At 68.9% G+C, this 13879-nt stretch carries 12 protein-coding genes; 6 read left to right on the top strand and 6 right to left on the bottom strand.

Annotation, left to right across the window (positions count from 1 at the left end; all coding sequences use genetic code 11):
- Positions 1-4 precede the first annotated feature (4 nt).
- Positions 5-2143, bottom strand: a complete 2139-nt coding sequence (locus ACWGKQ_RS31990; RefSeq protein ID WP_453295488.1) for a SpoIIE family protein phosphatase — start codon at positions 2141-2143, stop codon at positions 5-7.
- Between the two features lie 200 nt (positions 2144-2343).
- On the opposite strand from ACWGKQ_RS31990, the gene ACWGKQ_RS31985 reads away from it, so the two are divergent.
- From ACWGKQ_RS31985 to ACWGKQ_RS31970, 4 genes are all read left to right on the top strand, one after another.
- A complete protein-coding gene (locus tag ACWGKQ_RS31985; protein ID WP_453295487.1) occupies positions 2344-2847 on the top strand; it encodes a hypothetical protein in 504 nt (167 codons plus the stop codon).
- Between the two features lie 73 nt (positions 2848-2920).
- A complete protein-coding gene (locus tag ACWGKQ_RS31980; protein WP_453295486.1) occupies positions 2921-3424 on the top strand; it encodes a DUF1203 domain-containing protein in 504 nt (167 codons plus the stop codon).
- Between the two features lie 106 nt (positions 3425-3530).
- Positions 3531-3746: a DUF4177 domain-containing protein gene (locus ACWGKQ_RS31975; RefSeq protein WP_189261894.1), complete on the top strand. Its 216-nt coding sequence runs from the start codon at positions 3531-3533 to the stop codon at positions 3744-3746.
- A gap of 449 nt (positions 3747-4195) precedes the next feature.
- Complete coding sequence (locus tag ACWGKQ_RS31970; RefSeq protein ID WP_453295485.1) at positions 4196-8470, top strand: discoidin domain-containing protein; 4275 nt, start codon at positions 4196-4198, stop codon at positions 8468-8470.
- 66 nt (positions 8471-8536) lie between these two features.
- Here ACWGKQ_RS31970 and ACWGKQ_RS31965 read toward each other — a convergent pair whose 3' ends face one another.
- Positions 8537-9277 carry an SDR family NAD(P)-dependent oxidoreductase gene (locus ACWGKQ_RS31965; RefSeq protein ID WP_453295484.1) on the bottom strand — a complete coding sequence of 247 codons (741 nt, stop codon included), beginning with the start codon at positions 9275-9277 and terminating at the stop codon, positions 8537-8539.
- Positions 9278-9396: 119 nt separating this feature from the next.
- Between ACWGKQ_RS31965 and ACWGKQ_RS31960 the strand changes: the two genes are divergently transcribed.
- Positions 9397-9888, top strand: coding sequence for a MarR family winged helix-turn-helix transcriptional regulator (locus tag ACWGKQ_RS31960; RefSeq protein WP_453295483.1), 492 nt, complete (start codon positions 9397-9399; stop codon positions 9886-9888).
- On the opposite strand, the gene ACWGKQ_RS31955 is transcribed toward ACWGKQ_RS31960, so the two are convergent.
- The 4 genes from ACWGKQ_RS31955 to ACWGKQ_RS31940 form a co-directional block, all read right to left on the bottom strand.
- Complete coding sequence (locus tag ACWGKQ_RS31955) at positions 9803-10030, bottom strand: VOC family protein (RefSeq protein ID WP_453295482.1); 228 nt, start codon at positions 10028-10030, stop codon at positions 9803-9805. The two genes, ACWGKQ_RS31960 and ACWGKQ_RS31955, sit on opposite strands and share 86 nt — an antisense overlap.
- 58 nt (positions 10031-10088) lie before the next feature.
- Positions 10089-10433 carry a hypothetical protein gene (locus tag ACWGKQ_RS31950; protein WP_453295481.1) on the bottom strand — a complete coding sequence of 115 codons (345 nt, stop codon included), beginning with the start codon at positions 10431-10433 and terminating at the stop codon, positions 10089-10091.
- 419 nt (positions 10434-10852) lie between these two features.
- Positions 10853-11383: an orotate phosphoribosyltransferase gene (gene pyrE, locus ACWGKQ_RS31945; protein ID WP_453295480.1), complete on the bottom strand. Its 531-nt coding sequence runs from the start codon at positions 11381-11383 to the stop codon at positions 10853-10855.
- A 104-nt stretch (positions 11384-11487) separates the two neighbouring features.
- Positions 11488-12126, bottom strand: a complete 639-nt coding sequence (locus ACWGKQ_RS31940) for a hypothetical protein (protein WP_453295479.1) — start codon at positions 12124-12126, stop codon at positions 11488-11490.
- Between the two features lie 298 nt (positions 12127-12424).
- On the opposite strand from ACWGKQ_RS31940, the gene ACWGKQ_RS31935 reads away from it, so the two are divergent.
- Positions 12425-13786 carry a cytochrome P450 gene (locus tag ACWGKQ_RS31935; protein WP_453295478.1) on the top strand — a complete coding sequence of 454 codons (1362 nt, stop codon included), beginning with the start codon at positions 12425-12427 and terminating at the stop codon, positions 13784-13786.
- The last annotated feature ends 93 nt before the right edge of the window (positions 13787-13879 follow it).

The following is a 13879-nucleotide window of genomic DNA, read 5'->3' as shown; positions in this document are numbered from 1 at the left end:
GGCGCTAGGTTTCCAGTTCCGCCCAGACGGCCTTGCCGGTGTCGGTCCACCGCACCCCCCAGCGCGTGGTCAGCTTGTGGACGACGTGCAGGCCCCGCCCGCTGTCGTCGAGCGGATCCCCTCGGCGCTGCCGCGGCCTGCCGTTGCCCGTGTCGCCGACCTCGCAGGTCAGACGTCTCCCGGCCCGCACCAGCCGCACCGTGACCGGCCCGGTGCCGAACCGGACGGCGTTGGTGACCAGTTCGCTGATCACCAGCAGCATGCCGTCCCGGGCCTGCTCACCGGTGTGCCAGCGGCGCAGGAGCGGAGCGGCCAGCGCGCGGGCGCGGGCGGCGGTGTCGTCGCGGGCGGGCAGGTGCCAGGTGGCGGCGTCCCGGCCGCGGCGGCCGGCCATCCGGGCGAGCAGCAGGGTGACGTCGTCGCGCAGCGGCTCCTGCGGGGCCAGCCTGGCGACCACGCGACGCGCGGCCTGCTGCAGATCGTCCCAGGGGTGCACCTCGCGCACCACGTTCGTCAGCCGGCCGATGCCGTCGTCGATCGAGGCCGCCGGATCCTCCACCAGGCCGTCGGTGTAGAGGACCAGGAGCGAGCCGGGCGGCACGGCGAACTCGTGCACGTCGAACGGCTCCCGTACGACGAACTCGGCGCCCAGGGCCGGGTGCGGCTGCGCCGCGACGGTCTCGACGGAACCGTCGGGATGGACGAGGACCGGGGGCAGATGACCGGCGTTGGAGATCGCCACCCGGTGGTCGACCGGATCGTAGACCGCGATGCAGCACGTCGAACCCAGCGCGCTGTATCCGGCCGCCAGCCCCGCGTCCGTGTCGTCCAGGAGCGTGACCGTCTCGTCCAGCCGCTCCAGCACCTCCCCGGGCCCCAGCCCCGCCGACAGCAGCGCACGGGCCTCCATGCTCAGCTGGCCCATGGCCGCCGCCGCCCCGAGACCGTGCCCCACGACGTCACCGACGACCAGCGCGGTACGGTCGCCCGGCAGCGGAAAGCTGTTCACCCAGTCACCGCCGACGCCCGCACTGTCCGGGGTGGTGGGCTCGTAGACACTGGCGACCTCGATGGTGTCGCTGCCGGCCCGCGGCAGCAGCCGCCGCTGCAACGCCAGGACCTGGGCGTGCTCACGCTGATGCTGGCGGGCCAGGTCCACGTGCCGGGCGGTCTTGGACACGAGCTCCTGCAGGTCGAGCAGCTCGGCGTCGCGGAAGAGACACTCCGGCCGCCGCCAGACCTCCGTCACGCCCAGCACGATGGGCCCCGGCATGCCTTCGGGGCCGTCCACGACCAGCGGGATGCAGGCGACACTCACCGGCCGGTTGCCGGGCACCAGGGCGCGCACCAGCTGCGGGTCGTCGAGCGCCCGCTCGATCGCCGCACGGTCGGGAAGGACGACGGCGTGCGGAACGTCGTCGCGCATGACCGCACCGGCCAGCAGACGGCTCGCTTCACGGGGAAGGTTGTCGCCGGGAGTCAGGTACCCCTCGGGCCAGGCCCGGTCCGGCACCAGGGCCGCCCGCCGCAGCCGGATGCGCTCCTGCGCCTGATCGGTGACCGCCTCGCCCGTCCACACGGCGTAGTCGAGGTTGACGGCGGCCACGTCCCCCCAGGCCAGCAGGGACTGGGCCAGGGACTGCGCGGTCTCCCCGATGTCCAGGGACGTCCCGATCGCGGCGGCGGAGGCGTACAGGTGCAGCCGCTTGGCCATGGCGATCAGGGAGACGGTCAGACCGTCCTGCGGAGGCGCGGCCGGCAGGATGCTCATCGAGACCACCAGCTCGGTCCCGTCGTCCCGCCGAAGGCGCTGCACCCGGGCGACGTGCGCCTCTCCCGTCTCAAGGACCCTTTGCAGCCGTTTCATCACCATCGGCACGTCCTCGGGCGGTAGCAGCTCCGCGAAGGCGGACCCCGGGGCGGCATGCACCCTCGCGAACGGGGCGGCGTTCAGATTGGATCCGCTGACCCTCAGATCCCGGTCGAGACCCACCACGCCCAGGATCTGCTCCCCGCTCTCGGACTCCTCCGCCGGACCGGCAGCACCTTCGGTCGCCACCGTGTCTCCGCCCTTCGGGATGTAGTCCCCCAGGGCGCCGCTGACCGTGTCGAACGGCGAAGCAGAGGAGGGTGTGGGGTCCATGCAGCTCACACAGCTCGCTGACTCCGGCACGTACCGGCAGATCTTCCCGAGTCCATGCGGTCGAGCCCCGAGAACCCCCGACCGCACACCTCATGAGTAACACAAATACCCTGCTCACCGAAGGGGTAAAAGTGAGCAAAAGAACACAAACCGTTAGTAACGTCGGGTGTCGTTGCAAAGGTTTCTTTGGAGAAGGCGCCGTGACGGCCACCAGGGCCGCCGAGCCGACGGACGAAGGGCAGGGCCGGGAGAAGCCCTGGCGGGCGACGGCGGCCTTCACCTCCTGGCCCGGCTGCGCGACGGACCCCGAGGTGCAGGAAGCCGCCACCGCGCTCAGCCTCGCGATCGTCGAGCGCTACTTCACCGAGGCGACCCGCTGGCTGGAGAACCGGCACAACGAACCGGCGGACTGGCAGGAGGCGGCGCCCCTGGGGGACGCCACGATCTTCGTCACCGCCGCCGAGCTCAAGGAACTCGACGAGAAGGCATGGGAACTGCTCCGGCCCTACGTCAGCCGGGCCGGGCACCCGCAACAGCGCCCCGCCACAGCACGCCGGGTGTCGTACGTCCACTTCGGCCACCCGACCCGGGAGTTCGAGACGCAGACGCCGGGCGAGACGGAGGACCCGCACCTAGCGGACCGGATCCCCCAGATCGCCCTGCCCCTGCTCGCGGTCCTGGCCCTCCGCCGGCAGGCCCGGTGACGGGCGGGCCGGGCGAACAGCGGAGTCCGTTACCCGCCGGCGACCCGGACCGTGGCGGGCCACGCTGAACGGCATGACCACCACCTTTCCTCCGCTGCCGATCCATTCCGCGGTCCTCAAGGAACTCCGCGTTCGTGACGACGCCGGGAATCCGCCACGGCCGTACGCCGACGACGAAGGCGACGCGCCACTGCGCTGCTGCCTGCGATCCAGTACCGCGGGAGAGCGGATCGCCCTGATCTCCTACGCCCCGCTGCGCCGTTGGGCGGCGCAGACCGGCGTCGATCCCGGGGCCTACGACGAACAGGGGCCGGTCTTCGTCCACGCCGAAGACTGCGGCGGCCCGGCCGGAGGGGACCCCGGCTACCCATGGGCCCGCCCCGGCGCCCTGCGCGTCCTGCGTCGATACGACAACCGAGGGCACATCACGGGCGGTCGCATGCTGGAGCTTCCCGACGACGCCCAGGCGGCCTTCGCGCACGCGCTGGCCGAGGCCTTCGCCGACCCGCGGACCGCCCAAGTACACGTGCGAGCCGTCGAGTACGGCTGCTACCACTTCCGCGTGGACCGCCCCTGAACGACAAAACGGAGGCCGGCGATGCGCCGAGGCCCCCGGGGATGATTGTCTGACCCTGGCCAATCCCATCCCGACCCGGCTCCGCCGGCAGGAGGACCCCGCAGTCATGAGCAGTGCCTACGCCTACGAATACAAGGTCGTCACCTTCCGGGAGTCGCTGATCGGCGACGCACTGGACAGCGACAAACTGGAGAAGGTTCTCAACAAGCACGCCGAGGACGGCTGGTTCCTCAAGGCCATCACCTCCGCCGACGTCAAGGGCCGCATAGGTCCCGGAGCCGTCGAGGGCCTGCTCCTGACCTTCGAGCGTCCCCGCGGCTGACCGGCACACAGCCGACAGCAAACCGAACGCCCCCCGACCCACTGAGGTCGGGGGGCGTTCGGCGTTTACGCAAGAACTTGCGCTCATTGCGTTTGCTTGCGCTCTGAGGCGCAAGTGCGTCGCATGGCCTGTGCGGGGGCCCAGCCATGCGTACCCACCTCAAGTGCCCTCCGGTGTCCGCACTTTGGCCGCTCGCGGGCTTCGAAAGGGGCGCTCGCGCCGCCCCCGGCGTCGGGGTGTGGGTGCTACTGGTGAAATTTGTGCAGTCCTGGCAGTAGACGCACTCACAGCGCTCTGTAATATTTCGATGAAACTGTGCAAGATTCTGCGCATCGACTTCCCCATCCACCACGCCTCTCTGCACCACACCTTTCTGCACCACTCCGCCAGGAACGAGCCGCCCTCGCCGCCCCCACCGGCGCGCGAGCCTCCGCAGGAAGTGACCCCGCATGACTCGACACAAGCCGAGATCCTGGAGACGGCGCGCGGCGACCGCTGCGCTCGCCTCCGCCGTCATGGTTCTGGGCCTGCCCGCCGTCGGCGCACACGCGGCAGGCGGCCCCAACGCCGCCGCGGACGCCAGGACCACGGCAGGCAGTGCCCGCGCCGCACACGCGGCCGTCAACGTCACCGACGGCGACACCGACACCTACTGGCAGGCCGGAAAGAAGTCGGCCCAGTGGGTCCAGACCGACCTCGGACGGACCGAGCGGGTCCGCGAGATCGTGCTGCGGCTGCCCGAGCACTGGCAGACCCGCAAACAGACGCTGGCGCTCCAGGGCAGCCCCGACGGCAAGACCTTTGCCACGCTCAAGTCGTCGGCGCAGTACGTCTTCGGCCCCGCCGACGACAACACCGTGAGGGTCTCCGTCCCGGCGACCCTCACCCGGTACGTACGGGCCGACTTCAGCGCCAACTCGGTCGCCGGCACCGCCCAGCTCGCCGAGCTGCAGGTCCTCACGACCGCCGCCTCGACCCCCAACCTCGCCCTGGGCAAACCCTTCAGCGAGAGCGGGCACGCCGACGTCTACGGCGCGGCCAACGCCGGTGACGGCGACCGCAACACCTACTGGGAGAGCACCAACAACGCCTTCCCGCAGTGGCTCCAGGTCGACCTCGGTTCATCGGTCAAGGTGAACCAGGTGACGCTGCGGCTGCCCAGCGGCTGGCCGAGCCGCAACCAGACGCTGAAGATCCAGGGGTCCACCGACAACCAGAACTTCACCGACCTCACGGCGTCGAAGGCGTACGCCTTCAACAGTTCCAACGACCAGTCGACGACGATCTCCTTCGACGCGACCACGACGCGGTACGTGCGGGCGCTGTTCACCGCCAACGACGGCTGGCCCGCCGGGCAGGCGTCCGAGCTGGAGGTCTACGGACCGGCCACCGGCGACACCCAGGCGCCCAGCGCGCCGTCCAACCTGGCCTACACCGAGCCGGCCACCGGACAGATCAAGCTGACCTGGAACGCGGCCACTGACGACACGGGCGTGACCGGCTACGACATCTACGCCAACGGCCAGTTGCGGGCGAGCGTCGCCGGGAACGTCCTGACCTACACCGACACCCAGCCGGCCGGCACCGACATCACGTACTTCGTGCGGGCCAAGGACGCCGCGGGCAACGTCTCCGCCAACAGCAACAGCGTCACCCGCAAGGGAGCCAGCGGCGACACCCAGGCCCCCACGGCCCCCGGCAACCTCGCCTACACGCAGTCCGGCAGCGACGTGAAGCTGACGTGGCAGGCGTCGAGCGACAACGTCCAGGTCACCGGCTACGACGTCTACGCCAACGACCAGCTGGTCAAGAGCGTGGCGGGCGACGTGACGACGTACACCGACACCCCGTCGGCGACGGCCACGGTCACCTACTACGTGAAGGCGAAGGACGCCGCCGGGAACGTGTCGGTCGCGAGCAACAGCGTCACCCGGCCCGGCTCCGGCGGCGGCTCCGACCTCGCCCAGGGCAAGCCCATCGAGGCCTCCTCGTACACCTTCACCTACGTCGCCGCGAACGCCAACGACGGGCAGATCGGCACCTACTGGGAGAGCGCGGGCGGCGCCTACCCGGCCACCCTCACCACCAAGCTGGGCGCCAACGCCGACCTCAGCCAGGTCGTCGTCAAACTCAACCCGGACCCGGCCTGGTCCACCCGCACCCAGAACATCCAGGTGCTCGGCCGCGACCAGGACGCGACCGACTTCACCAGCCTCGCCGCGGCGAAGGACTACACCTTCAACCCGGCCACCGGCAACACCGTGACCATCCCGGTCTCCGGCGCAGCCGCCGACATCCAGCTCAAGTTCGCCTCCAACACCGGCGCCCCGGGCGGACAGGTCGGCGAGCTCCAGGTGATCGGCACCCCGGCCGCCAACCCGGACCTCAAGGTCACCGGCATCACCAACTCACCCGCCGCCCCCGTCGAGTCGGACGCCATCAGCCTCTCCGCGACCGTCACCAACAGCGGCAGCAAGGCGTCCAAGGCCACCGACCTCAACTTCACCCTCGGCGGCACCAAGGCCGCCACGGCCGACGTCCCCGCCCTCGCCGCCGGTGGCTCGGCGACGGTCACGGCGAGCATCGGCACCCGGGACGCGGGCAGCTACCCGCTCGGCGCCGAGGTCGACCCGTCCAACAAGGTCATCGAGCAGAACGAGGGCAACAACACCTTCACCCGCTCAGACGCCCTCGTCGTCAAGCCCGTCTCCAGTTCCGACCTGGTCGCCGCACCGGTCGCCTGGACCCCCTCCAGCGCCTCGGCCGGCGACAATGTCGCCTTCACCGTCGCCCTCAAGAACCAGGGGACGGTGGACTCCGCCTCCGGCGCCCACGGCGTCACGCTGACGGTCCAGGACGCGAACGGCGCCACCGTCAAGACACTCACCGGCTCCTACAGCGGCACCATCGCCGCCGGCCAGACGACCGCACCGATCAGCCTCGGCTCCTGGACGGCCGTCAACGGCAAGTACACCGTCAAGACGGTCATCGCCGACGACGCCAACGAACTGCCGGTCAAGCGCACCAACAACACCACCACACAGCCCCTGTTCGTCGGCCGCGGCGCCGACATGCCGTACGACATGTATGAGGCCGAGGACGGCACGGTCGGCGGCGGCGCCAAGGTCGTCGGACCGAACCGCACCATCGGCGACATCGCCGGCGAGGCCAGCGGCCGCAAGGCGGTGAACCTCGACGCCACCGGCGAGTACGTCGAGTGGACCACCCGCGCCGCGACCGACACCCTGGTCACCCGCTTCTCCATCCCGGACGGCAGTGACGCCACCCTCGACGTCTACGTGGACGGCCAGTTCCTCAAGGCGATCGACCTCACCTCCAAGTACGCCTGGCTGTACGGCAACGAGACCGCCCCCGGCAACTCACCCGGCTCCGGCGCCCCACGCCACATCTACGACGAGGCGAACCTCCTGCTCGGCAGGACCGTCCCGGCCGGCTCGAAGATCCGCCTCCAGAAGGACGCGGCCAACACCGCCGCCTACTACGCCATCGACTTCGTCAACACCGAACAGGCGACGGCGATCCCGAACCCGGACCCGGCCGCGTACACGGTCCCGGCCGGCTTCACCCAGCAGGACGTGCAGAACGCCCTCGACAAGGTCCGCATGGACACCACGGGCAAGCTCGTCGGCGTCTACCTGCCCGCCGGTGACTACGACACCTCCAGCAAGTTCCAGGTCTACGGCAAGGCGGTCAAGGTCGTAGGCGCCGGGCCGTGGTTCACCCGCTTCCACGCCCCCGCCTCCCAGGAGAACACCGACATCGGCTTCCGCGCCGAATCCACGGCCAACGGCTCGACGTTCGCGGGCTTCGCCTACTTCGGCAACTACACGTCCCGTATCGACGGTCCGGGCAAGGTGTTCGACTTCTCCAACGTCTCGAACATCACCATCGACAACATCTGGGCCGAACACATGGTGTGCCTCTACTGGGGCGCCAACACCGACAACATGACCATCGAGAACTCCCGCATCCGTGACACGTTCGCCGACGGCATCAACATGACGAACGGCTCCACGGACAACCACGTGGTCAACAACGACGCCCGCGCCACGGGCGACGACAGCTTCGCCCTCTTCTCGGCCATCGACGCCGGCGGCGCCGACGAGAAGAACAACCTCTACGAGAACCTGACCTCCACCCTCACCTGGCGCGCGGCGGGCATCGCCGTCTACGGCGGCTACGACAACACCTTCCGCAACATCCGCGTCGCCGACACCCTCGTCTACTCCGGCATCACGATCTCCTCGCTGGACTTCGGCTACCCGATGAACGGCTTCGGCACCGATCCCACCACGATCGAGAACGTCTCCCTGGACCGGACGGGCGGCCACTTCTGGGGCTCCCAGGTCTTCCCCGCCATCTGGGCGTTCTCCGCCTCGAAGGTCTTCCAGGGCATCAGGGTCAACGACGTCGACATCGACGACTCCACCTACGGAGGCGTCATGTTCCAGACCAACTACGTCGGAGGCCAACCCCAGTTCCCGGTGAAGGACACGATCTTCACCGACATCTCCATCACCAACAGCAAGAAGAGCGGCGACACCTTCGACGCCAAGTCCGGCTTCGGTATCTGGGCCAACGAACTCCCCGAACCCGGCCAGGGCCCCGCGGTCGGCGAAGCCACCTTCCGCAACCTGCGGATGAGCGGCAACGCCCAGGACATCCGCAACACGACCAGCACCTTCAAGATCAACATCGAGTAGGTCCCGGACGAGGAGAACCGGTACGGGGCCGCCCCCTCAACAGGGGACGGCCCCGCGCCGGCGCCATCAGGCAGTCATTCCACCGTCGACCAACAGGTCGGTGCCGGTCACGTACGACGCCTCGTCGGAGGCGAGGAACAGCACCGCGGCGGAGAGCTCCGCGGAATCCGCGAAGCGGTCCATCGGCACGCGCAGGCGTTCCTGCGCCTGGGCGTCCTCGTCCCACGTGGCCTCCAGGAGCGGGGTGCGCACAATGCCCGGGCAGACGCAGTTCACACGAACGCCCGCGGCCGCGTAGTCCTTGGCCGCAGCCCGCGCGAGACCCCGCACACCGAACTTCGACGCCGAATACGCGACATTCGGGGTCCTGCCCTGGAACCCGGCCGTGGAGGAGATGTTCACGATCGACCCGCCGCCTGCCGCCACCATGCCCGGAATGACGGCGTGCATTCCGTAGAAGGTGCCGTTCAGGTCGACGTCCACCGTGCGGCGGTAGTCGGCGATCGAGAGCTCCGCGGCGGGGAGGAAGGGCCCCGCGACACCGGCGTTGTTCACGAGCACAGTGATCGTCCCGAACTCGCGCTCGGTCTCTGCGACCAGCGCGGCCCACTGCTCCGGGTCGGTCACATCCAGACGGACGAAGCGAGCGGCATCGCCGAGCTCGGCGGCGAGCGCACGGCCCTCCGTCTCCAGGATGTCGGCGATCACCACGCGCGCGCCCTCGGCGACGAAGGTCCGCACATGGGAGGCCCCCATCCCGAGTGCTCCACCGGTGACGACAGCGACCTTCGACTCAAGTCGGCCCATTCGTTCTCAGTCCTTTCACGGCGGGCTCGGCGACTCGCGACGCCGCGACCCTGACTAACTGCTCCCAGATGGGACTGTAGCATCTGGGAGTAAATGGCGACCGGGTAGCATCAGGCGATGTGATCAGGGATTCCAGCGACCTCCGGGCAAGCAGCAGGCGCGCGCTGGCCACCGCCCACGGTGTCCACGTCGGGATGTCGCTGTTCCTCGCGTGGCGCATCTCCGACCGCAACTTCGCCGACGCGCTGAGCGAGTACGAGCTCACACCGCGGCAGTACAGCGTGCTGCTGTCCCTCGCCGCCGACCAGCCGCTGACCCAGACCGAGCTGGTGAACCGCGTCGGGCTCGACCGCTCAGGGATGGGACGTCAGATCGACGACCTCGAGCAGCGGGGTCTCGTCGAACGGCGCCGCAACGAGACCGACCGGCGCGCCCACGCCGTCAACCTCACCGATCTCGGCCGCGCACGCCTCAAGACCGCCGACGCCGCCGTCCGGCGCACGATGACGGAGGTGTACGGCGTGCTCAGCGAGGAAGAGCTGCAGGTACTCGACCGACTCCTGACCCGCATCGTCGAAGAGGCCCCGAGGACGACCGAGCCCCCCAGGTGAACCGGACCGCCACCTGGCCCCAGGGCTGGGTTGTCGGCGGCTTGAGGATCTCAACGCCCCGGGCCGGCAGCCGTTCGTGGCGTGCGTCCACGTCGGTGACCTGGAACTCCAGCGTGAAGCCTCCGCCTGCTGCGGTGGCCATCGAGCCGGGCAACACACGCGGGTGAAGGGGTCGCCCTGGGGCGCGAACTTTTTCGGCCTCAGCTCACCGTGTATTTCAGGTTGTACAGAGCTCCGGCTCCGGTGAATTGCTGTTGTATCTCTCCGTGGCCGGCTTCGTCGGCTCTGATGAACACTGATCCCAGGAAAGACGGCGGCAGACCAGAACCCGGATGTGCTGCGTGCAGCGCCACTTGGACGTCACTGTCGGAGATCGGCAGGAAGATATCCAGATCCTCCGTGTCTCCTTGATGGATCGATATCGTTCCGTGATCGGGAAAGAACTGGACGCCGTCGACCCTGCTCATGACTATCTTGTCCTCCCCGTCAGCGTCCTCGGACTTGACTGCGGTCAACTCCACAAGCTTGGCGAGAAGGTCAGACATGAGATCCTCCAGCTGATACTCGAACGATTCAATCGGCCGCCCCTCTGAGTGGCAGCCTCGCGACTATCTGCTATGCAATAGATTATCTCTGCTCGATACGCTCAGCAATCGCTGGCGTTACTGGTACGCCGCGCTCAGGTGTTCCTGGGCAATTCGGCGTCGGCGGCGGGGTTCTACAGGCCCCGGCAGCGTGCTGGCGGGGCCTGCATCACGGTGGAGTCCACCGGTGTCCCAGTCGATCGCGCCGTCCGCGTCGGCGGCCGCCTGGGCCACTTGCCGGTGGTCCCACCACCGACCGCACGGGCTGTCGCTCACCGGCAGCAGCGGCTCCAGCTGTGCCCACTGCCCGTCCGGCGGATCTCCCCGCCTGGTCATGCTCCGGACGCCGACCCAGGCCGGTGACCGGACACGGCCCGGCGTCAGGACGCGGCAGCAGCCCGCAGGTCTTCGGCCGTCAGCAATGACAACAGGCTGATGCCCTCTGCCTTGAGGGCCTCGGCACCGCCTTGCTCCCGGTCGATCACGCACAGCGCCTCATCCACCTGCGCGCCCAGGTTCCGCAGGTCCGTGGTCGACAGCACGATCTGCCCACCGCTGGTGACGACGTCCTCGACGACCAGCACCTTCCGGCCCGCAACCTCCGCACCCTCGGCCAGACGGCACGTGCCGTACGGCTTGGCCTGCTTGCGCACGAACGCGCAAGGAAGGCCCGTGTGTCGGCCGAGCGCGGTCACGACGGGGATGCCGCCCATCTCCAGGCCGGCCAGCACCTCTGTGCCGGACGGAACCAGAGGGGCCATCAGCCGGGCGATCTCGTCCAGCAGGACGGGATCCGCCTCGAACCGGTACTTGTCGAAGTACTCCGTGGCGGTACGTCCCGACCGGAGCGTGAACCGGCCGGTCAGATGAGAGGCGGCATGGATACGGCGAGCAAGGTCAGCATTCGTCACAGGCAATCACCCTCCCATCCTCCCCACCTGACCACCACACTGGCTCCCCCCTCCGGGGTTCGAGCCAGCCGCTTCCGTATAGGTGAGCCGGCACGAGTGAGTTGTCACCGACCGGCGGATGACCGCCCCACCGCCTTCTGCGCGTCGACTGCCGCCAGCACCGCGTCGGCCAGCTCTGCGGCGGACCGTCCATCACCCGCGTCGATGCGATCCATGTCCAACCTGTCGAGGGCATCGATCATGAGTGTCTGGTAGCACTCTGTACGGGCCAGGAACTTGTCCATCAGGTGCTGTTCCTCGTCTGTGGCTGCCTCATACCGGCCCGCTGCATGAACGCGGGCGCGTATCACGGTGTCGTCCGCGGTGAGCCACACGGCGGCCGTGTGCGGGATCCGCAGCCTCGCGACGCGCACGGGCCAGAGTGCCGACCCCTCCAGGACCAGGCCCGTCCTGCCGCTGCCCTCGACCGCATGGGCCGTGATCAGCTCCTCGATGCGGGGCCACAGCCGATCGTAGTGGCCGAGTACGGACGTGATCAGTTCGTCGACCGTGAGCGATCCGTAGTGTTCGGCGACATGGGCCGGCACCTCCCGCTCCGGGGTTCTCCAGGGTCGTCCGGGGTGCCTGGCCAGTCCGTCAGTAGTCAGGCACTCGAACCTGAGTTTCTCCGCCACCGCTTGGGCAACGGTCGATTTCCCGACGTTCGACGTCCCGCCGACCAAGACCACCCGCACATCGCGCATGGCGAGGACCCTACTGATCCTTGCCGAACGATGCCTGCGGCCCCCGGAGACAGCCGACGCAGCAAGCCAGTCTCAGGCACCCGTGGGCTGCCCGGTGGGAAGAGGGCCTGCCTACTGCCGAGCGGCGAACCTTCGTACTGCGCGATTCCGGGAGGGTTCCGACCGAACTCCACGCTTGCCTATGGGACGTGGGGTACCGGAGCGGAAGCCGCGAAGGAAACGTGAAGGTCTGATTGGCGTGATTCAACTCCTGGGAAGTCATACAGGCGCTGTGATCATCGCGAAGGGAGAACGGCTTGTGACGCTCGTAGCGCCTCCTCCGATCCCGAGGGCAGCCCGGTCACTTCCCTTCCTGGGGCACACTGCACAACTGCTCCAGGACAACCTCGCTTTCATCGCCTCCCTCCGTGACCAGTACGGCCCACTGGTCGAGATCAGTCTCCAACCGGGCTCGCGGACCATCGTGGTGCAGGACCCGGCACTCATACGGATCATGCTCACCGACCTCGCTCCTCGCCTCGACAAGGGCCGCTTCTTCGAGAAGATGGGCGGTCTCATGGGCGAGTCCGTGGTCACCGCCTGCGGGCCGGACCATGTGCGCAGGCGCCGCCAGCTCCAACCCGCGTTCGCCCGAACCGAGATCGTCCGCTACGTCGACGTCATGCGGACCGAGACGGCCGCCGTCGTCGACGGCTGGAGCAGCGGTCAGGTCGTCGACGTACGCGAGGCGATGGTCGGCCTGTCACTCGACATGCTGACGAAAACCGTCTTCTCCGGCAGCATCGTTGGAGAAACGTTCCGTCAGCTGCGCCGCAACTTGGCCATCGTGATGAACAGCGTGGGCATGCACATCATGCTTCCCGACTGGGTCGCGCGCCTGCCGCTGCCGATGAACCGGCGGTTCGCCCAGGCCCGCGACGCCGTACGGGCCACCGTCCACGAGGCAGTCGCCGACCTGCGGGCCGGGGGAGAGCGCGGCGGCGACATGCTGTCCACGCTGCTGGAGGCCGAGGACGAGGCGACCGGCCGACCGCTGAGTGATGCGCAGATCTCCTCCGAGATCCTCACACTCGCGGTGGCGGGAACGGAGACGACGGCGAGTGTGCTGTCGTGGGTGCTGTACGAACTCGCCCGTCAGCCCGACATCGAGGACCGCGTCCTGCACGAGTTGAACGTGGTCCTCGGCGACCGTCCCATCGCCTTCGACGACATCACGCGGCTGCCCTATCTGAACCGGGTCATCACCGAGGCGCTGAGGCTCCACCACACCGGTTGGATCGTGACCCGGCGTACCCTCACCGAGATCACGCTCGGGCAGTGGACGCTTCCCGCCGGCACGGACCTCGCCTACTGCCAGCATGCCCTGCACCGTGACCCGGCCCTCTACCCTGAGCCGTTGCGGTTCGATCCGGACCGGTGGCTGGACGCGTCCCAGTCACCACCGCCGGGAGCCTTCCTCCCCTTCGGGGCCGGCAAGCACAAGTGCCTGGGAGACAGGTTCGCGACCACCGAACTGATCACCGCGGTGGCCACCATCGTGCGGCGCGTACGGTTCTCGCTCGCCCCCGGCCAGACCGTCCAGCCGGTGGCACGCGCGACGGTCCGCCCAGGGACGATGCTGATGACAGCACAGCTACGCCATCCCTCGGCCGGCAAGTAGGCCACGGACCAACGCGCCGGCACTCCGCCGGAGAGGACCAGGCACCCCCGATGCCACCGGCCGTCCATGGCTGGGGCGTGCCGCCGGTCAGCG

It is taken from the genome of Streptomyces sp. NPDC054770, from assembly GCF_053611985.1.
Note: the sequence above shows the minus strand (reverse complement) of the source record. Positions and strands in the feature narration are given on the sequence as shown.

Excerpts from the sequence above, each read along its gene's own strand:
- ACWGKQ_RS31990 (WP_453295488.1), bottom strand. The coding sequence starts at position 2,143 with ATGGACCCCACACCCTCCTCTGCTTCGCCGTTCGACACGGTCAGCGGC.
- ACWGKQ_RS31955 (WP_453295482.1), bottom strand. The coding sequence starts at position 10,030 with ATGGCCACCGCAGCAGGCGGAGGCTTCACGCTGGAGTTCCAGGTCACC.
- ACWGKQ_RS31980 (WP_453295486.1), top strand. The coding sequence starts at position 2,921 with ATGACCACCACCTTTCCTCCGCTGCCGATCCATTCCGCGGTCCTCAAG.
- ACWGKQ_RS31950 (WP_453295481.1), bottom strand. The coding sequence starts at position 10,433 with ATGTCTGACCTTCTCGCCAAGCTTGTGGAGTTGACCGCAGTCAAGTCC.
- ACWGKQ_RS31965 (WP_453295484.1), bottom strand. The coding sequence starts at position 9,277 with ATGGGCCGACTTGAGTCGAAGGTCGCTGTCGTCACCGGTGGAGCACTC.
- ACWGKQ_RS31975 (WP_189261894.1), top strand. The coding sequence starts at position 3,531 with ATGAGCAGTGCCTACGCCTACGAATACAAGGTCGTCACCTTCCGGGAG.
- ACWGKQ_RS31940 (WP_453295479.1), bottom strand. The coding sequence starts at position 12,126 with ATGCGCGATGTGCGGGTGGTCTTGGTCGGCGGGACGTCGAACGTCGGG.
- ACWGKQ_RS31970 (WP_453295485.1), top strand. The coding sequence starts at position 4,196 with ATGACTCGACACAAGCCGAGATCCTGGAGACGGCGCGCGGCGACCGCT.